Source organism: Rhodoferax sp. P2_H8_2 (assembly GCF_056403235.1).
In genome coordinates this window covers 311,366-332,176 of the sequence record NZ_JBFUFW010000001.1, presented here as the reverse complement: position 1 = coordinate 332,176, position 20,811 = coordinate 311,366, and the positions used below count along the sequence as shown (strand labels likewise).

At 59.5% G+C, this 20,811-nt stretch carries 19 protein-coding genes and 1 pseudogene; 15 read left to right on the top strand and 5 right to left on the bottom strand.

Annotated elements, in window-relative coordinates; all coding sequences use genetic code 11:
• Positions 1–6 precede the first annotated feature (6 nt).
• On the top strand, positions 7–435 hold the full coding sequence (locus AC1DV6_RS01615) for a CBS domain-containing protein (RefSeq protein ID WP_477974477.1): 429 nt from the start codon (positions 7–9) through the stop codon (positions 433–435).
• Positions 432–1,682 (top strand): NADH:flavin oxidoreductase/NADH oxidase family protein, encoded by a 1,251-nt coding sequence (locus AC1DV6_RS01610; protein WP_477974475.1) that lies wholly within the window; start codon positions 432–434, stop codon positions 1,680–1,682. The genes AC1DV6_RS01615 and AC1DV6_RS01610 overlap by 4 nt, the downstream gene beginning before the upstream one ends.
• Here the strand turns inward: AC1DV6_RS01610 and AC1DV6_RS01605 are convergent.
• Positions 1,667–2,467: an RNA pseudouridine synthase gene (locus tag AC1DV6_RS01605; RefSeq protein WP_477974473.1), complete on the bottom strand. Its 801-nt coding sequence runs from the start codon at positions 2,465–2,467 to the stop codon at positions 1,667–1,669. The two genes, AC1DV6_RS01610 and AC1DV6_RS01605, sit on opposite strands and share 16 nt — an antisense overlap.
• A 120-nt stretch (positions 2,468–2,587) precedes the next feature.
• Positions 2,588–3,409, bottom strand: a complete 822-nt coding sequence (locus AC1DV6_RS01600) for a M90 family metallopeptidase (protein WP_477974471.1) — start codon at positions 3,407–3,409, stop codon at positions 2,588–2,590.
• 365 nt (positions 3,410–3,774) lie between these two features.
• On the opposite strand from AC1DV6_RS01600, the gene AC1DV6_RS01595 reads away from it, so the two are divergent.
• Complete coding sequence (locus AC1DV6_RS01595) at positions 3,775–4,800, top strand: porin (RefSeq protein WP_477974469.1); 1,026 nt, start codon at positions 3,775–3,777, stop codon at positions 4,798–4,800.
• A gap of 98 nt (positions 4,801–4,898) precedes the next feature.
• Here AC1DV6_RS01595 and AC1DV6_RS01590 read toward each other — a convergent pair.
• A pseudogene (locus AC1DV6_RS01590) lies at positions 4,899–5,783 on the bottom strand (MBL fold metallo-hydrolase); the annotation flags it as partial.
• Positions 5,784–5,848: 65 nt separating this feature from the next.
• Here AC1DV6_RS01590 and dapF point away from each other — a divergent pair.
• Genes dapF through AC1DV6_RS01575 form a run of 3 tightly spaced genes read left to right on the top strand, consistent with a single transcriptional unit; the run spans position 5,849 to position 8,382 of the window.
• Entirely contained in the window at positions 5,849–6,724 is an 876-nt protein-coding gene (dapF, locus tag AC1DV6_RS01585) for a diaminopimelate epimerase (RefSeq protein WP_477974467.1), read from the top strand.
• Between the two features lie 34 nt (positions 6,725–6,758).
• On the top strand, positions 6,759–7,445 hold the full coding sequence (locus tag AC1DV6_RS01580; protein ID WP_477974465.1) for a DUF484 family protein: 687 nt from the start codon (positions 6,759–6,761) through the stop codon (positions 7,443–7,445).
• A 13-nt stretch (positions 7,446–7,458) separates the two neighbouring features.
• Complete coding sequence (locus AC1DV6_RS01575; protein WP_477974463.1) at positions 7,459–8,382, top strand: tyrosine recombinase XerC; 924 nt, start codon at positions 7,459–7,461, stop codon at positions 8,380–8,382.
• 8 nt (positions 8,383–8,390) lie between these two features.
• On the opposite strand, the gene AC1DV6_RS01570 is transcribed toward AC1DV6_RS01575, so the two are convergent.
• On the bottom strand, positions 8,391–9,950 hold the full coding sequence (locus tag AC1DV6_RS01570; protein WP_477974461.1) for a methyl-accepting chemotaxis protein: 1,560 nt from the start codon (positions 9,948–9,950) through the stop codon (positions 8,391–8,393).
• Between the two features lie 100 nt (positions 9,951–10,050).
• Between AC1DV6_RS01570 and AC1DV6_RS01565 the strand changes: the two genes are divergently transcribed.
• Both AC1DV6_RS01565 and AC1DV6_RS01560 read left to right on the top strand, forming a co-directional pair.
• A complete protein-coding gene (locus tag AC1DV6_RS01565; protein WP_477974459.1) occupies positions 10,051–11,232 on the top strand; it encodes a class I SAM-dependent rRNA methyltransferase in 1,182 nt (393 codons plus the stop codon).
• Positions 11,233–11,374: 142 nt separating this feature from the next.
• Positions 11,375–12,445 carry a CobW family GTP-binding protein gene (locus AC1DV6_RS01560; protein WP_477974457.1) on the top strand — a complete coding sequence of 357 codons (1,071 nt, stop codon included), beginning with the start codon at positions 11,375–11,377 and terminating at the stop codon, positions 12,443–12,445.
• A gap of 13 nt (positions 12,446–12,458) precedes the next feature.
• Here the strand turns inward: AC1DV6_RS01560 and AC1DV6_RS01555 are convergent, their stop codons facing one another.
• Positions 12,459–13,013 (bottom strand): hypothetical protein, encoded by a 555-nt coding sequence (locus AC1DV6_RS01555; protein WP_477974455.1) that lies wholly within the window; start codon positions 13,011–13,013, stop codon positions 12,459–12,461.
• On the opposite strand from AC1DV6_RS01555, the gene dksA reads away from it, so the two are divergent.
• The 7 genes from dksA to AC1DV6_RS01520 all read left to right on the top strand — a co-directional run bounded on the left by dksA (position 12,970) and on the right by AC1DV6_RS01520 (position 20,809).
• Positions 12,970–13,740 carry an RNA polymerase-binding protein DksA gene (gene dksA / locus AC1DV6_RS01550; RefSeq protein WP_477974453.1) on the top strand — a complete coding sequence of 257 codons (771 nt, stop codon included), beginning with the start codon at positions 12,970–12,972 and terminating at the stop codon, positions 13,738–13,740. The genes AC1DV6_RS01555 and dksA overlap by 44 nt on opposite strands.
• A 44-nt stretch (positions 13,741–13,784) precedes the next feature.
• A complete protein-coding gene (locus tag AC1DV6_RS01545) occupies positions 13,785–15,542 on the top strand; it encodes an STAS domain-containing protein (protein WP_477974451.1) in 1,758 nt (585 codons plus the stop codon).
• Between the two features lie 335 nt (positions 15,543–15,877).
• Positions 15,878–16,306: a division/cell wall cluster transcriptional repressor MraZ gene (gene mraZ / locus AC1DV6_RS01540; RefSeq protein ID WP_477974450.1), complete on the top strand. Its 429-nt coding sequence runs from the start codon at positions 15,878–15,880 to the stop codon at positions 16,304–16,306.
• A 9-nt stretch (positions 16,307–16,315) separates the two neighbouring features.
• Complete coding sequence (rsmH, locus tag AC1DV6_RS01535; RefSeq protein WP_477974448.1) at positions 16,316–17,251, top strand: 16S rRNA (cytosine(1402)-N(4))-methyltransferase RsmH; 936 nt, start codon at positions 16,316–16,318, stop codon at positions 17,249–17,251.
• Positions 17,248–17,574: a cell division protein FtsL gene (gene ftsL / locus AC1DV6_RS01530; protein ID WP_477974446.1), complete on the top strand. Its 327-nt coding sequence runs from the start codon at positions 17,248–17,250 to the stop codon at positions 17,572–17,574. Before rsmH ends, ftsL begins: the two co-directional genes overlap by 4 nt.
• A complete protein-coding gene (locus AC1DV6_RS01525) occupies positions 17,571–19,313 on the top strand; it encodes a peptidoglycan D,D-transpeptidase FtsI family protein (protein ID WP_477974444.1) in 1,743 nt (580 codons plus the stop codon). The genes ftsL and AC1DV6_RS01525 overlap by 4 nt, the downstream gene beginning before the upstream one ends.
• The gene (locus AC1DV6_RS01520) at positions 19,313–20,809 is read left to right on the top strand and encodes a UDP-N-acetylmuramoyl-L-alanyl-D-glutamate--2,6-diaminopimelate ligase (protein ID WP_477974442.1); all 1,497 of its coding nucleotides are present in this window, start codon (positions 19,313–19,315) and stop codon (positions 20,807–20,809) included. Before AC1DV6_RS01525 ends, AC1DV6_RS01520 begins: the two co-directional genes overlap by 1 nt.
• Positions 20,810–20,811: the final 2 nt, after the last annotated feature.

Sequence of the window (20,811 nt, the reverse complement as noted above, 5' to 3'; positions counted from 1 at the left end):
GGCACCATGCGACCCATACTGGAGTTGTTGAAAAAGCGAGGGGCTGAGAACTACAGCCTCAGTCCCCACGACAGCGTGTTTTCGGCCTTGCAACAGCTGGCAGACCGTAATGTCGGCGCGATGATGGTGATGGAGCAGGGCAAGCTGGTAGGCGTGTTTTCCGAGCGCGATTACACCCGCAAGATTGCGCTGGCAGGCAAGTCCTCCAAAGACACGCTGGTGCAGGACATCATGACGGCCAGTGTGCTGACGGTGACGCCCAAAACCTCCACCGATGATTGCATGGCGTTGATGAGCCAGAAGAAGATCCGCCATCTTCCGGTGGTTGATGGCAACAATGTACTGGGCATGATTTCGATCCGTGACTTGATGGATGACATCATCAAGGACCACGAACTCACCATCACACAATTGCAGACGTACATCTCCAGTTGACGTCTGCATTGTTCTTGCCGTTGGTGTTGCCCAACGGAACCAGCCTCCCAAATCGCCTGGCCAAAGCGGCCATGGAAGAAAACATGTCCGACCCGAGGCAAGTCCCGGGTGAGCGGCTGCATTGTCTCTACGCCGCGTGGGCGCAAGGTGGAGTCGGGCTGATCATCACCGGCAATGTGATGGTGGACGCGCGTGCGCTGACAGGGCCCGGCGGTGTCGTGCTGCAAAAGGGTTCCCCGTTGGAGCCATTCAAACGATGGGCACAGGTCGCGCGCAGTGGTGGTGCACAGGTCTGGATGCAGATCAACCACCCTGGTCGCCAGGTGATGGCAGCGATGGGCCAACCCGGCTGGGGTCCGTCGGATGTGCGCGTCGACCTCGGCAAGCATTCACGCCTGATTGCGAAACCCCGCGAAATGACGGAAGACGAGATACGGGAAACCATTGCCCGATTTGTTGACACGGCCGTGTTGGCGTACCAGGCGGGCTTCAGCGGGGTCGAGGTGCATGCGGCGCATGGTTATCTGCTCAGCCAGTTCCTGTCGCCGCTGGTGAATCAGCGCACGGATGATTGGGGCGGTAGCCTTGAGAACCGCACGCGCTTGCTGCTGGAGATCGTGCGCGGTATCCGGGCTGCAGTGCCTTCCGATTTCAGCGTCGCGGTGAAACTCAATTCGGCAGATTTCCAGCGCGGCGGTTTTGACACACAGGATGCGGCATCTGTGATCCAGATGCTCAATGGCTGTGGCGTCGATTTGATCGAGCTGTCGGGTGGCAGCTACGAAGCTCCGGCGATGCAGGGCCAATCGCGTGATGGTCGCACGCTGGCGCGCGAGGCCTACTTTCTGGAGTTTGCGGGCGAGATGGTGCAGCAGGCCGCGATGCCGCTGATGGTCACTGGTGGCATACGCCGCCAGGAAGTCGCAGAGGCGGTGTTGGCGCAAGGTGTTGCGATGGTGGGCATGGCGACTGCGATGGCGTACAACCCAACGCTGCCGCAAGACTGGAAACAAGGCCGGGCTGTGGATGGCGGGCGTCCCACCGTGGATTTGAAGGACAAGACGCTCGCTGCATTGGCGACCATGGCAATGGTCAAGCGGCAGTTGCAACGCATGGGGGCGGGCAAGATGCCGCAGTTGCGGATGAACGCCTTATGGAGCCTGGTGCGTGATCAACTGCGCACCAAGGTGCTGACACGTCGCTACCGCTACTGGCTGCAAAACCAGACGCTTCAAAAGCGCTCGTGAGCGCCCAGGTAGCGCCACTGGCCCGGCGGTAAATCACCCAGCGCGACGCGCCCCAGCCGGACACGGCGCAAGGCCAGCAATTCCAGCTGCGCCAGTTCGCACAAATGTGCTGCCAAACCCGGATGCGCACCCTTCACGGCGAGACGTAACTTACTGCGCTCGGGTGTGGTGCTATTCACACTCATTTTGGCCGGCGGTAGCGCCTGGCGGTCGCTGCTCAGCGCGCGCTGTATCGGCTGCAAGGCTTCCGGATCGATTTCACCTGCGACTTCGACCATCAGTTCATGTTCCATGAAAGCCATGTCTTCCACCAGCTTGCGCGTGGTGCGCCAGTCTTGGCTGAAGACCATCAGACCGCTGGCGCCGGTTTCCAGCAGCACATGGGATTCCAGCTTCAGCAAATGGCGTTTCAGCGGGCGGGTGTCGGAGGTGTCGCCCGCAAAGTGTTTGTCCAGTGTGAGCAAAGTGTGTGCGTTGGCGGCGGTCACGCCTGGTGGCTTGTTCAGCAGTATGGTGACGGCGGTCAGGTTAAGCAGACTGGCGTCGGGCGCGATCTCCACGGTCTGTGTGCTGACGCGGGCTTGCGGCTCTTCGACCACCGTGCCATTGACGCTGACCCAACCCCCTGCAATGTATTGCTCCGCCTCGGTGCGCGAGCAGCCTTTGAGTTGCATCACGCGTTTGGACAGGCGTTCACCTTCTGGGGCCTTGGGCGGCGTTTTTCGCGGTGCCGAACGCGGTGGGGGGGCGGACCGTGTGAGCGTCCTGGAGGCGGGTTTGACCATGTGTGGATGGTACTCTGCCGTCCGCTGTCCTTTAATCAGTTGGGGTCAGAGCACATCGCTTCGCGAGTGGTCTGACCCCAAAGTCCGGCCCCAGAATTCGCAAGTGGTTTGCCCCGCAAGCTATTGCCAATGTTGCGGATCGACCCGGTAATACTGCGACAGCTCGCCGTACAGCGCAGGGTGTTGGTACGCCATGTGCTGAGGGCGCTCAAAGAACACTTCGGAGGCGACCGCAAAGAACTCTGCAGGGTTGGTGGCGCCGTAGGGGTTCAGCAGCGTCTCTTCAAAGTGCTCTGTACGCCACTGCAGGGTTTCGAATTCGGCCTGCATCACGGCTGACCAATGGGCATAGCGTTGCGCATTGCCCAGTGCGGGCGCGCCATTGGCACCACCGTTTTCCTGGTCCAGTTGATGGGCAAATTCGTGAATCACGACGTTGTGTCCATCGGTGGGGTCGGCCGCGCCTTCCAGCGTGTCTTGCCAGGACAGCACGACCTGGCCCTGTGACCAGGACTCGCCGCTCAGCACGGTATGGCCGTGGTGGGCGATGCCCATGCCATCCGTATGCCCACGGGGAACGACGAAGCTGCCGGGGTAAACCAGAATTTGGCGTAAAGCCGGGTAGTAGTGGTTGGGGCGGTTTAACAGCAGCAGGCAGGCCTGAGCCGCAATCGTGACCCGGACTTCGTCGGTAATGGTTTGCCCGGCACAGCCCAGAAATGCCTTTTCTGCAATGAAAACTTGAATGTGTTTTTTGAGCTGAAGTTGCAAATTGGCCGGCAATTGACGCCAGATGGGAACACGGCGCTGCAAAATGCCGCGCCAATGGGCCGGGAATGGTTGGGACCGAATCCGTGCCCGACGGCGCGCGCGTAACCAGGGATCTGCCAGCAGCGCAGCTATCAAAAGCAGTGCTAACAGGGTGATAAAGAGGAGAGCCATGGCGGAGGCCTTGTTGAGTCGCTATGCACTGCACTTGGGCGCTGGGCCACCCCATTCAAGCCCATCGGCGCTGAAATACTGGTCCCGGTGCCTCCATATCACCACTTTGTTGCATAAAAGTGTCATATAGAGCAATGTCCTTTGGTTATTCGTTGACTGCACCTATTAGGGTTACTACTATCCCTTTTAGTGATTTTTCGTTGGGTGGATACCGAAAAAATTCGGGTTTCCACCGAGGATGCACCGCAGTGGTGCGCAAATGTGGCTCAAACCTTGCATTTGCCTGATCTGTCGGAGCACCTGCTGGCCTCACAGCCAACGTTCTAGGCACTATCCAATCCCTAACCTCTAAGGAAATGATGATGATGAAAAAGCTGATCCCCGCAGCCGTTTTGATGACTCTGGTTGGTGCTGCACAAGCCCAAGTGACTCTGTACGGCCTGATTGACATGAGCTACGGCAAGAACGAAATTGCATTCCCAGGTCAGAAGGAAGACTTCTTCTCCGGCGGCGACAACGGCGGCGCTGGCGGCAATCAAGGCAATTCCACATCCAAGTTCGGCCTGAAGGGCTCTACCGATGTCGGTTCCGGCATCAAGGCTAATTTCCAACTGGAAACTTCCGGTATCCGTAGCGATGGCGGCATTGGCGCCAAGGACAACAGCACACCGTTCTTCGGTCGCGCTGCATGGGCTGGTTTCTCCGGTTCGTTCGGTGAAGTTCGCCTGGGTCGTCAAGACGACGTGATTTTCCAAACCGTGATCGGCTATGACGCCAACGGCGCGGCAAATGCAGCCAGCGCATGGGGCAATGCCGGTACCGGCATCCTGGGCGTCGGCCGTCAAGAGCGTTCGCTGCAGTACATCTCCCCTGTCGTCGGTGGTTTCAAGCTGCACGCCAGCCTGCAACCAGCTGGTAACGGCCCCGCTGGCGCCAAGGACACAGTCGGTGCTGCGTTGACATACGCTGCTGGCCCTCTGTCGGTGTCGGTTGCTGGTCAAAGCAAGACTACCGACAATGGCGAAGACCGTGCTTTGGTCATCGGTAGCTACGACCTGGGCGTTGCCAAGATTGCTCTGGGCTATTCCTACGCTGGCTATGTCAATCCTAGCCTGACCGCTCCTAACGGTGGTAAGCCCAATGCTGGCTATGCCTATGGCCCAAGCTTCGGCATTAGCGCTCCCGTGGCTGGTTTCAATGTGGGTCTGCAATTGTCCCAGAACAATGCTAACAATGGCTCCATGGCTACTGAGTTCTTCGTGAACAAGGAAATCTTCAAGGGCACTTACGCCTACCTGGACATCGGCAGCGCTGACAAGCTCGCCAAGACCTCCGGTACTGGTACTGAAACACGTAACGCTTACGCTGCTGGCGTGATCTTCACGTTCTAATCGACTTTTCTCCAAGGCTGCTTGCGGCCTTGAATTGAGTCAGAAAAAAGGCCGCTGTGTGCGAACACAGCGGCCTTTTGCATTGGGGGAAGCCCCGACTACAGTGATTGCAGGCGCTCCACATGGGCCAACAGCGAGCGTTTGGCAACCGGCCAGATGCCGCTGGGCACATCGTCATAGGCCAATGGCAGCCAATCGTCCAGCGTTCCTTGTGGATGGGCTTGCATGACTGCGCGGATCTTGGCTTCACGTTTCAGCCGGTGCGCCTTCAGCGCTGCGATGGCTTGCAGTGGCTGTGGGATCGGATGGCCGTGGGCCGGCAGGATGTAGCGCGCACTGTGGGCTTCGCAAGCGGTTGCCAACGCGTCCAGCGAATCCAGGTAGTGCGTCATGTTGCCGTCGGGTGGGTCTATCACCGTCGTGCTGCCGTTCAGAATATGGTCTCCAGAGAACAGCAGGCCCTCCCGCAGCAACAGAAGACAGACATGGTTGGCTGCATGGCCCGGGGTGTGGATGGCCATCAAATGGACCTCCAGAGCGCTTGCATTGTGCGTAAGCAGCTCATAATTTGATAGCAATTCATTTGGCGTGAAGCTACTTGCAGGCCGCGCGGTAGACGCGGAGGGCAAGCCCAGAATCGGCGGGCGCTGTGTGCACAGGGCTTGCAATGGCGCTGCACCGGGCGAGTGGTCGGGGTGCGAATGGGTGCAGATGATGCGCAGCACATTGCCGCCGCTGCCATCGGGAAACGCCGCGGTTTGCCACAGGCGCTGGATGTGTGCGGAGTCATTCGGTCCGGGGTCAATGACGGTGAACCCGCTGTCTGGTGTGCCGATCAAATAGCTGTTGGTGCCCGGCCCGGTCATCACGCCAGGGTTGGGTGCGGTCAACCGTAGTACGTCGTCCAGCAATCGTACGGCCGTGTCGGATTGCCACTCGGGCAGCGGTTGATCAATGGGGTAGTCAGGGTGCAGGAAAGGCAACGTGCTTGGCATGGCGGCATTGTGACGTCATTCGCAAAGCCTGACACTGCGCAGATAATCAGAGCATGCGTATCGAGTTCACCAAAATGCAGGGCGCTGGTAACGACTTTGTCGTGCTGGACGAAACCCGTGGCCGCCTGGGCCTGAGTCCGGCGCAATACCGCTATCTGGGCGACAGGCACTTCGGTGTGGGTGCCGACCAGATTCTGACGGTGCGGCCGTCCCCCGCTGCAGGCATAGATTTCGAATACGTGATCCACAACGCGGATGGCGCCGAAGTGGAGCAGTGCGGCAACGGCGCGCGCTGCTTTGCACGTTTCGTGCGCGACCGCGGATTGACCGACAAAGACGTCATCCGCGTGCAGACCATGAAGGGCGTGATCGAGCCGCGCCTGCGCCCGGATGGCCGTGTGACGGTGGACATGGGTGCACCGGTATTTGCGTTGCAAGACATTCCGTTTGTGCCCGGCAATGCGCAAAGCGTGCCGCAGGGTGCATGGTCGAATTGGCCTCTGGAGCGCATAGACAGTGCGCAAGCAGCTCCTTTTTTGGTAGCAACGCTGTCGATGGGCAACCCGCATGCGGTGCTGCAAGTTGCCGATGTGCAAACCGCGCCGGTCCATACGCTGGCCCCGCAGATCCAGCAAAGCAGTTATTTCCCACAGGGCGTTAACGTTGGTTTCCTGCAGGTCATTGACCGCACTCATGTGGCGCTGCGGGTTTACGAACGCGGCGTCGGTGAAACGCTGGCCTGCGGCACGGGTGCCTGTGCGGCAGTGGTTGCCGGTATTCGCTTGGGGCTGCTGGATGCCAGCGTCGATGTGCAAATGCCCGGTGGCTTGCTGACCATTAGCTGGGCGGGCGAGGGCGCGTCGGTCATGATGACAGGCCCAGCGGCTACCGTATTCCGTGCTGAAATCGAGATACCTGACAACCTGTGACCGCAACTTTGTGACCAACTTTGAGAGACCGCCCTTGAACCAAGCCCTGACCAATCCGATCACCGAAGACGACATTGCCCACTACCTGAGCAATACGCCAGACTTCTTTCAGCGCCACGCCGAGTTACTGGCTGCCGTTCAGTTCACCAGCCCGCACAGCCACCGCGCGGTGAGCTTGCAGGAGCGCCAGGCCGAGATGCTGCGCGAGAAGATCAAGCTGCTGGAGCAGCGCATCATGGAAATGATCCGCAACGGCAATGAAAATGTCATCCTCTCCGACAAGATATTGCGCTGGGCACAGGCGCTGTTTCTGGCAACCGACATGCCCAGTTTGCCGGCCCAGGTGGTGAACGAAATACAGACCCAGTTTGCGGTGCCTCAGGTGGGCTTGCGTCTGTGGGACGTGTCTGCGGCACACGCCGACTCGCCCTATGCACAAGGTGTCAGTGAAGACGCTCGCGTGCTGGCCTCGTCGCTGATGGAGCCGTTCTGTGGTCTGAACACCGGCTTTGAAGCCGTGAGCTGGCTACCTGAACCCCAGGGTGTGACGTCGCTGGCGTTGATCGCGCTGCGCAACAGCAAGGATGGCGCCGCGTCTCCCGCGTTTGGTTTGCTGGTGCTGGCATCTGGCGATGCGCAGCGTTTCACCAGTGGCATGGGGACCGAGTTTCTGGCGCGCATTGGCGATATCGCGGGTGCTGCGCTTTCGCGACTTCGCTAGCCCCTGAAGTCTTATGGACACGCTCATCGAGAAATACCTCGAGTATGTGCGTGTCGAAAAGCGTCTGGCTGCGCGTACGGTTGAGCTCTACGCGCTGGACTTGCAAAAGCTCAGTAGCAACGCGCAGCAAGCGGGCGTGGTCCTCATAGCCGTCAAAAGCCCCCATGTACGTCGCTGGGTCGCGCAGATGCACAGCGGTGGACGCAGCGGGCGTGGCATTGCGCTGATTCTTTCCGGCTGGCGCGGTTTCTATACCTGGCTGGGTCGCGAGGGCCTGGTGGCCAGCAACCCGGTCGTCGATGTGCGCTCGCCCAAGGCGCCCAAGCCATTGCCCAAGGCGCTGGGCGTGGACGACGCGGTGCAGTTTGCCGACCATACGACCCAGGACGATCCATGGCTGGAAGCGCGCGACCGGGCGATGGTGGAGCTGCTGTATGGCAGCGGCTTGCGCGTGGGTGAATTGGTGGGGCTGGATGTGCAGGCGAGTGCCGCAGCGAGGGGCTGGATTGACATGGCGGACGCGCAAGCCCATGTACTGGGCAAAGGCTCCAAGCGCCGCGCAGTACCAGTGGGCTCTGTGGCCTTGCAGGCGCTGGCAGAGTGGCTGTCGCTGCGCGGAACACAGACCTCGCCGACAACGGCGCTGTTTACGGGCCGTCACGGCACACGACTGACTGCGCAATCGGTCTGGCAGCGCCTGAAGCGCCGCAGTCTGCTGGCCGGCATGGCCACGCCGGTGCATCCGCATATGCTGCGCCATTCGTTTGCCAGTCATGTGCTGCAAAGCAGCGGCGATTTGCGGGCTGTGCAGGAGCTACTGGGCCACGCCAACATCACTACGACCCAGGTCTATACGCGGCTGGACTTCCAGCATCTGGCGAAGGCCTACGACGCGGCCCATCCGCGGGCGCGCGCAAAAGGCAAGGCCAAGCCTTAGAACGCGGCTCAGTACCGGGCCAACTGCCCCGAAGGCAGATGGAACACCGAGACGGCTTGCACCTGCTCGCTTGCCAGACTCTTGAGGCTGCTGGCTGCGGCGGCCATTTCTTCCACCAAGGCGGCATTTTGTTGTGTGGCCTGGTCCATTTGCATGACGGCCTCGCCCACCTGTTGCACACCCATCGCCTGCTCGTTACTGGCAGCTGTGATTTCCGCCATGATGTCCGTCACACGGCGAATGCTGCTGACCACCTCGGTCATCGTGACACCTGCCTGGTCCACCAACGTTGTGCCTTGGGCCACGCGCTCCACGCTGGCGCCGATCAGGCTCTTGATCTCCTTGGCCGCTTCGGCGGAGCGCCCGGCCAGTGAACGCACCTCCGACGCCACCACGGCAAAGCCCCGGCCTTGCTCGCCCGCTCGTGCCGCTTCCACCGCGGCGTTCAGCGCCAGGATATTGGTCTGGAAGGCGATGCCATCGATCACGCTGATGATGTCGGAAATACGGCGGGAGGATTCGTTGATGCCCTTCATGGTCTCGACCACCTGGCCCACGACGTTGCCACCTTGCACGGCGACTGTCGATGCCTTCACCGCCAGCTGATTGGCTTGGTTGGCAGAGTCCGCATTTTGTTTGACCGTCGCGCTCAGCTCTTCCATGCTCGCAGCGGTCTCTTCCAGTGCGCTGGCCTGCTGCTCGGTGCGGGCTGACAAGTCGTTGTTGCCCTGTGCAATCTCGGCACTGGCGGTCTCCACGCCTTCGGAGCCAGAGCGCACGATAGACACCACTTTCACCAGGCCGTCCTGCATCTCATTGAGTGCATTTAGCAAAACGGCGGTTTCGTTGCGTCCGTCACCACGAATGTGCTGTGTCAAATCACCACCCGCCACATTGCGCGCGACTTTCACAGCCTGGTTCAGGGGTTGCGTGATGGCGTTGATCAATACCCAGGAAATTGCGATGCCCAGCACGATGGCCACCAACACCACTATGCTGAATAAAACGATGGTGGCGTCATACGCTATCGCTGCGCGATCATGCTCAACCTTGGCCTCATCCAGCTGAATGTCCACCAGCTTGCTGATGGCATCGGACAGGGGATCAACTGACTCATACACGGGTTTGATTTGGGCTGCAATTTTTTCCCGGTCACCGCTTTCCATCGCTGCGCGCAGTGACGCTACGGTTGGCGCCGCCTTAGCCATCAGGCCGGAGGCTTTGTCAGCCAGGCTCTTCTCACTGGCGGTGAGATCGGTCGCCAAATAGGCCTTCCACTGCGTGGCAATCGTATTTTCGGCCTCCTTGACGTTGGCCAGTGCAAGCTTGGGCTCAAGCATGCCGGCGGAAACCTTGTTGGTGTTGTCAACGATGCTCACGGCATACATGTCGGACACCACCTTGAGCTGCTTGAGCGGCACGATGCGGTCATCGTAAAGAGAGTTGATGGACAGATTGGCAGCTTTCACCTTCATCAGGCCAAACCCGGCTATGAACACCACCATGAGGACCAAGGCGGCAAAACCCGCAGCCAGCAGAGTAGATATATTGATGTTGTTGAGTTTCATGCTTGCTGCGCTCCTAAAAAGTGAGTTGCTCCAACGTAGCTGGATTCTTGTCCCAATTTTTGGCAATTGCAACGGGGGTTAACTACAGCACAATCGGTGCATGAAAACATTGCGATTGCGCGAAGGCAAAGAGCGCTCACTGAAGCGTCACCATCCCTGGATCTTCGAATCGGCCATTGCCAAAGGCGGGGGCGACAGTGGAGAGACTGTTCGCGTGGAGTCTTCCGAGGGCCAGTTTCTGGGTTGGGCCGCGTACAGTCCGACTTCCAAAATCCGCGCACGGGTCTGGAGCTTTGATGAGAAGCAGCGCATAGATGCTTCTTTTTTTATAGCTGCTTGCGCACATTCCGTGCGGGCCAGAGCCCGATTTTCTATCAAAAGCGATGGTGTCCGGCTGGTGCATGGCGAGTCGGATGGCCTGCCAGGCCTGATCGTTGATCGCTACGGCGACACCTTGGTGGCGCAGTTCACGTCTGCGGGTGTGGAGCGATGGAAAGATGTGATCGTCGATGCTTTGCTCTCGGCCACTGGACTGACAAAGCTCTACGAACGATCCGATGCGAGCAGCCGTAGCCTGGAGGGGCTGGCTGAAGCAACTGGCTGGCTACGTGGTGACGGCCCCACAGAACTGGTGTTGCAGGAGCATGACTGGCAACTGGGCCTCAACATCGCTGATGGGCACAAGACCGGCTTCTATCTGGACCAGCGCGACAGCCGCTGGAAATTTGCTGAATACGCGCAGCGCCTGCAATTCAAGCGCGTACTCAACTGCTTTTGCTACACCGGTGGTTTCACCGTGGCCGCATTGGCCGGTGGCGCGGCGCACGTGACGTCGATCGATTCCTCGGGCCCTGCCCTGGAGAAAGCCCGTGCCAACGTTGCGCGCAATGGATTCGCGCCCGAACGTGCGGATTTCATGGATGCGGATGTGAACGCCTCGCTGCGGCAATTTGCGTCTGAGGGCCGTACCTTTGACGCGATCATTCTCGACCCACCCAAGTTTGCGCCTACCGTGGCCCATGCCGAGCGCGCTGCCCGTGCCTACAAGGACCTCAACCGCGTAGCCTTCAAGTTGCTCGAGCCGAGTGGCGTGTTGTTCACCTATTCCTGCTCTGGCGGCATCAGCGCCGATTTATTCCACAAGATCGTCGCGTCCGCCGGTAGCGACGCTGGAGTCGACGGATTCATTACCGAACGCATGGGCGGCGCACCGGACCACCCAATGACGATTGCCTTTCCTGAGGGGGAGTACCTCAAAGGGTTGGTGGTGATGCGCAGATAGCCAGCAACCTTACTTGACGGTTTTTAGCTGTTCGGTTGCTCGCGAACCAAGCACCCACACCATCCCAAAGAAGGCGCCTGAATAAAAGGGCCCACTTGAAATGGCCGCTACACTCCCCAGCTGCTGATTTTTGGATTCCAAAATGAGTTTGATACCTGCCACTATCCTGACCGGCTTCCTCGGTTCAGGCAAAACCACGTTGCTCAAGCGCGTGCTGGCTGAGGCGCACGGCCAGAAGATTGCTGTGATCGAGAACGAGTTCGGTGAAGAGAACATCGACAGCGATATCCTGGTGAGCGACACCAATGAGCAGATCATCCAGATGAGCAATGGCTGTATCTGCTGCACGATTCGCGAAGACCTGCGCGCCACGCTGCGCGACCTGGCCGAGAAAAAACGCAAGGGCGAACTGGACTTTGAGCGCGTGGTGATTGAAACCACCGGCGTGGCGGACCCCGGCCCAGTCGCCCAGACATTCTTTATGGACGACGAGATCGCCGAGAGCTACCTGCTGGACTCCATCCTGACGCTGGTAGATGCCAAGCACGCCGCACAGCAGCTCAATGACCGCCAGGAAGCACGTCGCCAAGTGGGCTTTGCTGACCAGATATTTATCAGCAAGTCGGACCTGGTGTCCAAAGAAGAGTTGGATGCACTGATGCACCGGTTGAAGCACATGAACCCGCGTGCGCCTCAAAAGGCCGTGCATTTTGGCGATGTGGCGCTGAATGAAGTGTTTGATCTGCGTGGCTTCAACCTGAACGCCAAGCTGGATATCGATCCGGACTTCCTGAAAGAAGACGATCACCACGACCATGGGCACGACCACCATGACCATGAACACGGCGAACACTGCGACCATCCATCACACCAGCATGACCATGGAGGCGACCACGGCCACCACCATCACCATGACGACGATGTGAAGAGCTTTGTCTTCAAGTCCGAGCGGCCGTTCGACGCTGCCAAGCTGGAGGACTTTCTGGGTGCCATCGTCAATATCTACGGCCCGCGCATGCTGCGCTACAAGGGCGTGCTGTACATGAAAGGCACGGATCGCAAGGTTATCTTTCAGGGCGTGCACCAATTGATGGGCAGCGACCTGGGCCCGGCGTGGGCGGATGGCGAAGTTCGCTGCAGCAAGATGGTATTCATTGGCATTGATCTGCCCAAGGACATCCTTCTGCAAGGCATGGAGCAGTCACTGGTGTAACGCATGCAGCGAGTTACCGATAGCAAACAACAATGGCGGGGAGCTGAATGATTGTCTCGATTTTGCAACTGATGGGTTTTACCAAGGCGAAACCTGTACACTCGCGCGCCGGAGAAACAAGCACCGAGCATGCACAGGCCAGTTCTGGCAGGAGACAAGACGTGAAAGCGAAATCCGGTAAAGATGCGAAGGCCAAGGCCAAAAAACCAAGCCCGAAACCAGCTGCAAAAGCAGCTGTTAAACCGGTTGTGAAAAAGCCTGTGGGTAAAACCACCGCAAAACCTGTGGCCAAACCCGTGCCTAAAGCCAAAGCAAAATCCGCTCCCAAACCCGTAGCAAAGAGTGCAGCCAAGAAAGTAGCCAAGCCCGTGGCGAAGAGTGCGGCGAAACCCGTGCCCAAAGCGAAGGCAAAGCCAGCACCCAAAGCCCCGGTCAAAGTGCTGGTCAAGGCGAAAGCCAAACCACCAGCCAAGCCTGTAGCCAAAGCTGCCAAACCGGTAGCGAAGCCCGCAAGCAAGACGGTCTTGAAAAAGCCAGCTCCCCAGCCCGCTTCCAAAGCGAAAGTCATCCCCAAAGCACAGGCCAAGCCTGCGCCTGTTAGCGTTAAACCCAAGGAAAAAATTCTTTTGTCAGCATCTTCCACACTGGCCAAGCCAGTTGCCGCACCTGTAGTCGCGGCCCCAGTGACCCCTCCCGCCAAGGCGGGCCGTCCTTCTTCCCGTCTGGCCCAGCTCACGGTCCCCTCGATGGCGCAAAGCGTTGCGTCCACCGCCGCCAAGGCCAGCTACACACAAAGCGTGCCTTTGCACGTGATCGTTCCTGCGCTGCCTTCTTCCGTCAAGAAAGACCCCAAGCTGGCCAACAACTGGAAAACCAAACCGGTTGCTGAGTTGAGTGATGCGGAACTGATGGCGATGCCCGATTCGGAATACATGAACGAAGTGCAATTGGCTGCCTTTCGCCTCAAGCTGGCCGAGCTCAAGCGCGGCATCCTGAGCAATGCGGGTGAAACCACCGAGCATTTGCGCGAAGACACCTCGGTCGTGCCTGATCCGGCGGACCGCGCCACGATTGAAGAAGAGCACGCGCTGGAGCTGCGTACCCGCGATCGCGAACGCAAGTTGCTCAAGAAGATTGAGCAGTCCATTGCCCGCATTGACGCCGGTGACTATGGCTACTGCGACGAGACTGGCGAGCCGATTGGTGTTGGCCGCCTGCTGGCCCGTCCTACTGCAACGCTGTCGCTGGAAGCGCAACAACGGCGCGAGCTGAAACAGAAGATGTTTGGCGATTAATATTGCGCATTTGAGATGCCTTGATCGATCAATGACGCAACCTTATGGCCACTAACGAAGATCGCCCCAGCCTGCTGAGCAAGGTGGCGATGTTTGTTCGCAATCCGACCAAGGACTGGTCGGAGCTGGATCAGGTTGATCTGCCAGACGACAGCGGCTACGACAAGCAGGCCTTGAAGGCCATGATTGAGCGCAAACGGCAAAACGACTTTGTCCGCAAGCGCGAGTTCGATCAGTTGCGCAAGTTGCGCAATCGCGATCCCGGTGCCGTTGCCGCAGCAGCACGGCCTTCGTTTTTCCAGACCAGTATTCCCACCGACCCGGATGGTCGCGCCGTCACGCTCAAGAAGATTGACGAGATTGAAGCGCAGATGTCCAAGCAGTGGTGGAAGGGAAAGCAGGAAGCCGCTGCGATGGGCACGGAGGCGACACCCCAAGTGGGGGAGAGCGTAGCAAGCTCCACGGAGGCATCTACCCTGGCTCCGGGCGTGGCTGCCGATCACTTTGATGGTGCGTCCTCCTCTGATACCGGTGGCCCAACCAAATCCTTTGAACCCAGTGACTTTGCGCCCACTGAAATGGGTTCCGGCATGGCGCCCGTGGGTGGGCCTGGGAATGCAGGCCGCGGCGGCCCCTTCAACCCTGCACCCGTGGTGGCAGGTAGTGCCGCTGCTCTTGGCTTCGACCAGGGATTTTCCGCCTCCAAGCTGTTTGCCATTGACTCTGAGGAGATGGCTACAGATCCAGAGCTCGAAGAAGCTGCTATTCGCTTCGCCAATGGCGATGACGCAGGAGCGGAAAGTGGCTTGCTGGAGGCCTTGCGTTCAGAACATGTAGCCCCTGATGTAGCGATTTCCTGGGCAGCTGCCTTGTTTGATTTGTATCGCGCAACCGGTAATCGCGCAGGTTTTGACCGCGCCATGGAAGCTGTTTCGGGACGCTTCGACAATCTGCAGCCCGTCTGGTTCTCTCTTGCAGAAGCTGCAGCGCATGCTGTAGCGGCGTCGTCAACCCCCGCGTCGCTGGCAGAGGCCGGGCTTGCGGCGGGTAAGGCGATGTGGTCCAGCCCCGCGGGGCTGACACTGGCGTCCATGGAGCTTCTGCGTGAAGTCTTGGGCTCTCAACCCATGCCATGGCATCTTGATTGGACGACGCTGGACCATGTGGAGCCGGACGCCATGCCACTGCTGGGCGGGCTGTTCAGCAGCTTGTGCAATGAGCCGGTTTCGCTGCGCTTCACCGGGGCCGAGCATTTGGTGCAGACCTTGCGCTCCATGACGCCCTCCGGCAATCGCAACATTGAGATGTCTACCTGGCAGATCCGAATGGACGTGCTACGCACGATGCGTATGCAGGACGAGTTTGAATTGGCGGCGTTGGACTATTGCGTAACCTATGAGGTTTCGCCCCCGGCCTGGATGGATGCACGTTGCCAGTTTGAGGACGTCACGGCGACGGTCAACTCGCAGTTTGGCGATAAGGGCATTGTGATGACGGCGCCCATGGGCCTGGACGACGGCAGCGCCGCCACGGTCGATCTGCGCGGTGAAATTCTGGGCGACGCAACACAGGCTTTGGCCGCGCTGGACGGTTCCGGCTCACGCAGCGAAAACATTGTGATTTCGTGCGCTGCATTGGTGCGGGTGGACTTCTCCGCAGCGGGCAGCATCCTCAATTGGGTGGCAACCCGGCAGGCGTCAGGCTGCCACGTTCAGTTCCGCGATGTGCATCGCCTGGTGGCTGCGTTTTTCACGGTCATCGGCATCAATGAACACGCCCGGGTCGTGCCCCGGTTGATGTAACCCTGCGCAGACGGCGATTCCTGCTGTCGCACCACCGTTGCCCCCGCGGTACACCCTGTTGTTCGTTGCGAAATCAGGGTTTCCCACAGGGAGCCTCAAATTCCTTCAAGCATCACTTTCAGTACCTTCTCTAAGTCCTTCATTTAGAACGATTTTTACGCAATAAATGCGTTCAAATCCGCGCCTAAGTCCTTGATTTCATTGGAAAATTTTGTAACAGGCCTTGTTGTGCGCATGGCTTTTGCTGATACAGTGCAAAAAAGTGCAATTAAGTGGTAAATCGTGCCGCTTGATTGCCGTATGGCTGCAACTGCACAACAAAAGGGTCGGTACACGTGTTTCAAGGGGCTTCGTCACTCAGTCTGGATGCCAAGGGGCGGCTTAGCGTGCCGACTCGGCACCGTGACGTCCTGAGCGCGACTGCCGCTGGCCAGCTCACGATCACCAAACACCCCCACGGTTGCCTGATGGTGTTTCCCCGCCCCGAGTGGGAAAAATTCCGTGAACGTATTGCGGCATTGCCGATGGCCGCCCAATGGTGGAAGCGCATCTTCTTGGGCAATGCGATGGATGTGGAACTGGATGGCACTGGCCGTGTTCTGGTCTCGCCCGAATTGCGCGCCGCTGCAGGCATCAGCAAGGACGCTGTCTTGCTGGGCATGGGCAACCACTTCGAGCTTTGGGACAAAGCGACTTACGACGCGCAGGAAGCAGAAGCCATGCAGGGCGACATGCCCGATGTGTTCAAGGACTTTTCGTTCTAGGTCGGCCCGGTGGACGCTCCATGGACCCATGCCACCGTATTGTTGAACGAAGCCGTAGACGCCTTGTTCAGCAGTGGCAAAGAATCGTTCCCCAATGCAGCCGATGGCACCTATGTGGATGCCACGTTCGGACGTGGTGGCCACTCGCGCCTGCTGCTCTCCAGGCTGTCGCCCCAAGGGCGCCTGATCGCCTTCGATCGCGACCTGGAAGCGGTTGCCGGTGCCGCGCAAATCGAGGACGCGCGGTTCTCGATCCGGCATGCCGCCTTTTCTCAAATCAACACACTGCCCCCCGCCAGCGTCAACGGACTGCTGATGGACATCGGGGTCAGCTCACCGCAGATCGACAACCCGCAGCGGGGCTTCAGCTTCCGCAACGATGGGCCGCTCGATATGCGCATGGATACCACGCGGGGCCAGAGTGTGGCGCAGTGGCTGGAAACAGCCGAAGTCAATCAACTCACGGAGGTGATACGTGAATATGGTGAAGAACGGTTTGCTGGCCCAATTGCAAAGGCGATTGTTGCTCGCCGACAGGAACGGGGCCCAATTTCAACCACCTCCGAGTTGGCCCAACTCGTGGCTGAGCAGGTCAAAACCCGCGAGCCGGGCAAGGACCCTGCAACGCGCACATTTCAGGCTTTTCGGATTTTCATCAACGCCGAGCTTGAAGAGCTGCAACAGGCGTTAGAAGCGAGTCTTGACGTGCTGGCTCCTGGCGGTCGTTTGGTCGTGATCAGCTTCCATTCGCTGGAAGACCGGATCGTGAAGCAATTCATCGCGAAGCATTCGCGCGATGAGTTCGACCGTCGCGCGCCGTTTGCTGCGCCCAAAGTGATGCAACTCAAATCGCTGGGCCGTGTCAAACCTTCCGATGCCGAGATCAGCGGCAATGCGCGCTCGCGCAGCGCCATGATGCGTGTTGCGCAGAGGATGCCAGCATGATTCGCATCAACCTCATGCTGATGCTCGCGGTGATGGCCAGCGCGGTGTATCTCGTGGCTGTGCAGTACGAGTCGCGCCGCCAGTTCACCGAACTGGACCGCGCGCGCGCTGAAGCGCGCCGACTGGAAACTGAGCACGAACGCCTTGAAGTGGAAAAGCGCGCACAAGCCACGCCAGCGCGCGTGGAAAAATTGGCGCGTGAAAAACTGGCGATGCGCCAGGCAACTCCTGCCATCACGACCTACGTGACCTATTCCACGCTGGCCCAAGACGCACCGCAGCCTGCCATTGGCAAAGCTCCAGCCAAGGGAGGGCAGCCATGAGCCGAAGCGTGCTCTACACCTCCAGCCCATTGCTGGCCAGCCGCACGCCGGTATGGCGCAGCAAGTTCGTTGTGGGTGCGATTGCACTGGCCTTCACTGCATTGGCGGCGCGCGCGGCCTATATCCAGGTAGTCGCGAATGATTTCTTCCAGCGCCAGGGTGAAGTACGCTTCGCCCGCACGCTGGATTTGCCCGCCAACCGCGGCCGCATTCTGGACCGTAACGGACAAATCCTGGCAAGCAGCGTACCGGCGCCCAGCATCTGGGCGATTCCGGAAGACGTGACGCTGGAAAAGGGCCAGTTGCAGCAATTGGCCAAACTGCTGGAAATGCCCGCAGCCGATCTGGCGAAGAAGCTGGACGACGAGGACAAGACCTTTGTCTGGCTCAAGCGCCAGGTGGACGCGAGCGTCGCCAAACAAATTGCAGCCCTGGATATCAAGGGCATTTACCAGCGCAGGGAATTCAAGCGCCAGTACCCCGAGGGCGCGTCGGCCGCGCATGTGGTGGGCTTCACCAACGTGGAAGACAACGGCCAGGAAGGTGTTGAGCTGATGTTCAACAAGGCCTTGCTGGGCAAGCCCGGCATGCGCCATGTGATCAAGGACCGCTTGGGTCGCGCCGTTGAGAATGTGGGCGAGGTGGTAGAGCCGGTAGATGGACGCGACCTGCAACTCAGCATTGACAGCAAGATCCAGTTCTTTGCCTACCAGAAGCTGCGCGATGCCGTGATTGCCAACAAGGCGCAGGCGGGCAGTGTGGTGGTGCTGGATGCGATTACCGGTGAAGTGCTGGCGTTGGTCAACTACCCCAGCTATATCCCTGACAAGCGTCAGAACCTGACCGGCGCGCAACTGCGCAACCGTGCGCTGACGGATACCTTCGAGCCTGGCTCGGTGATGAAGCCATTCACCATCGGCCTGGCATTGGAGACCGGACGCGTCAAGCCCAGCACCGTCATCGACACTGCGCCAGGTTCCATCGTTATCAGCGGCGCGAAGATCAGCGACTCGCATGCGCATGGCGCATTGACGGTAGAGCAGGTCATTCAGACATCCAGCAACGTTGGCACCACCAAGATCGCGATGCAGATGCCATCCAGCGAAATGTGGAACACCTTCACGCAGGCGGGCTTCGGGCAAAAGCCACAAGTCGAGTTTCCAGGTGTTGTGTCTGGCCGCCTGCGTCCGGCCAAGAGCTGGCGTCCGATTGAGCAGGCTACGATTTCCTATGGCTACGGCCTGTCGGCATCGTTGTTCCAGATGGCACGGTCGTACACCGTGTTTTCGCACGACGGACAAATCATTCCAGCGACCCTGCTAAAGAGCAGCGAGCCCGCAGTGGGCGTCAGTGTGTTCTCGGCCAACACCGCCGCCGAGATACGCCACATGCTGCAAATGGCAGCAGGCCCTGGTGGTACCGGCCCCAAGGCGCAAACGCTGGGCTACTCGGTGGGTGGAAAGTCCGGTACCGCCTACAAACAGGTGGGCAAGGGCTACGGTACCGACGGGAATCGCAAATACCGCAGCTGGTTTGTGGGCATGGCGCCGATCGAACAACCGCGCGTGATCGTTGCCGTGATGATCGACGAACCTACCGCTGGCAAATACTTTGGCGGTGATGTCGCCGCACCGGTATTCAGCGAAACGGTGCAACAGACCCTGCGCATGCTGGGTGTGCAGCCCGACATGGCAGTGCGCCCGCAAATCGTTGCGAATGCGGTGGAGGAAAGTTTCTGATGCTGGAACTCCACACGCCCGAGCAAGCTGCGCAATGGCTGCGCAGCAAAGTGCGTGGCGCGCTACAGACCGACAACCGTCAACTGCAACCCGGTGATGCCTTGCTGGCTTGGCCACGTGGCAAGGTCGATGCGCGCAGTTTTGTTGCCCCAACGCTGGGGCGAGGCATGGTCTGCCTGGTGGAGCACGAAGGCGCACAGGGGTTTGATCTCCATGGTGACAACGTGGCCAGTTATCGCGGGCTCAAGGCGGATGCAGGACGCATTGCGGCCGATTTTTATGGCCAACCCAGCGCGGGCATGGATGTACTGGCGGTCACCGGAACCAATGGCAAGACGTCGACTGCGTGGTGGCTGGCGCACGCCCTGTCTGCTTTGCCGCGGAACGGCCACGCGCCATGTGCGGTGGTCGGTACCTTGGGCGTAGGCCTGCCGCCGGTAGTTCAGTCCACGGGTTTGACCACACCAGAAGCGGTCTTTCTTCAGCACACGCTGCACGGTTTTGCGCAGCAAGGCGTCAAGGCCGTGGCGATGGAAGCCTCGTCGATTGGGATAGATGAACACCGTCTTGATGGCACGCAAATCCACGTCGCTATCTTCACCAATTTGACGCAAGACCATCTGGATTACCACGGCAGCATGGAAGCTTATTGGCAGTCCAAGCGCCGTTTGTTCGCATGGCCCGGTTTGCGCGCAGCAGTCATCAATGTCGACGATGCCCATGGCGCTGAACTTGCCGCCGAATTGCAGAGTGGTGCGCTGGATGTCTGGACGGTGTCGTACCAGCGCGAGGCGCGGGTACGCGCCAGCAACATCCGTTATGGCGCCCAAGGCGTCGCGTTTGATGTGGTCGAAGGTGGCCAGTCATGGCTTTTGTCCACACACATGATTGGCACTTACAACGTCTCCAACATGCTGGGTGTTCTGGCAGCAATGCGCGCGCTGGGTGTGCCCATGCAGGACGCCGTGCGCGCATGCAGCGATTTGCGCCCTGTGCCCGGACGCATGGAATGTCTCGGTGGCCTGGACGCGCCGCTGGTGGCGGTGGACTATGCACACACGCCGGATGCACTGGACCAGGCGCTGATGGCACTGCGTCCGTTGACAGACGCACGTGGCGGCAAGCTGTGGTGTGTGTTTGGTTGTGGCGGAGACCGCGATGCGACCAAGCGCCCGTTAATGGGTGCGATTGCTGCGCGCCAGGCAGACCAGGTGGTCGTTACCAGCGACAACCCGCGCAGTGAAAAACCCGAGGCCATCATCGCGCAGATATTGCACGGTGCTGCAGGCAACCAGGAGGTTCAGGTGCAAGCCGACCGTGCTCAGGCCATTGCATTGAGCATTGCCAATGCCAAAGCGCAGGACGTGATCCTGCTGGCCGGCAAGGGCCACGAAGCAGTGCAGGAAATCGCAGGCACCAAGTTCGAATTCTCCGATGCTGCGCACGCGACCGCAGCGCTGCTGGCCCGCGCTGCGGGTGTGGAGGCCCACACATGAGC

What these genes read in the sequence shown, in the direction of transcription:
- AC1DV6_RS01615 (WP_477974477.1), top strand. Translation starts at nt 7, where the DNA reads ATGCGACCCATACTGGAGTTGTTGAAAAAGCGAGGGGCTGAGAACTAC.
- AC1DV6_RS01605 (WP_477974473.1), bottom strand. Translation starts at nt 2,467, where the DNA reads ATGGTCAAACCCGCCTCCAGGACGCTCACACGGTCCGCCCCCCCACCG.
- AC1DV6_RS01600 (WP_477974471.1), bottom strand. Translation starts at nt 3,409, where the DNA reads ATGGCTCTCCTCTTTATCACCCTGTTAGCACTGCTTTTGATAGCTGCG.
- AC1DV6_RS01595 (WP_477974469.1), top strand. Translation starts at nt 3,775, where the DNA reads ATGAAAAAGCTGATCCCCGCAGCCGTTTTGATGACTCTGGTTGGTGCT.
- dapF (WP_477974467.1), top strand. Translation starts at nt 5,849, where the DNA reads ATGCGTATCGAGTTCACCAAAATGCAGGGCGCTGGTAACGACTTTGTC.
- AC1DV6_RS01575 (WP_477974463.1), top strand. Translation starts at nt 7,459, where the DNA reads ATGGACACGCTCATCGAGAAATACCTCGAGTATGTGCGTGTCGAAAAG.
- AC1DV6_RS01570 (WP_477974461.1), bottom strand. Translation starts at nt 9,950, where the DNA reads ATGAAACTCAACAACATCAATATATCTACTCTGCTGGCTGCGGGTTTT.
- AC1DV6_RS01565 (WP_477974459.1), top strand. Translation starts at nt 10,051, where the DNA reads ATGAAAACATTGCGATTGCGCGAAGGCAAAGAGCGCTCACTGAAGCGT.
- AC1DV6_RS01560 (WP_477974457.1), top strand. Translation starts at nt 11,375, where the DNA reads ATGAGTTTGATACCTGCCACTATCCTGACCGGCTTCCTCGGTTCAGGC.
- AC1DV6_RS01555 (WP_477974455.1), bottom strand. Translation starts at nt 13,013, where the DNA reads ATGACTTTCGCTTTGGAAGCGGGCTGGGGAGCTGGCTTTTTCAAGACC.
- AC1DV6_RS01545 (WP_477974451.1), top strand. Translation starts at nt 13,785, where the DNA reads ATGGCCACTAACGAAGATCGCCCCAGCCTGCTGAGCAAGGTGGCGATG.
- ftsL (WP_477974446.1), top strand. Translation starts at nt 17,248, where the DNA reads ATGATTCGCATCAACCTCATGCTGATGCTCGCGGTGATGGCCAGCGCG.
- AC1DV6_RS01525 (WP_477974444.1), top strand. Translation starts at nt 17,571, where the DNA reads ATGAGCCGAAGCGTGCTCTACACCTCCAGCCCATTGCTGGCCAGCCGC.
- AC1DV6_RS01520 (WP_477974442.1), top strand. Translation starts at nt 19,313, where the DNA reads ATGCTGGAACTCCACACGCCCGAGCAAGCTGCGCAATGGCTGCGCAGC.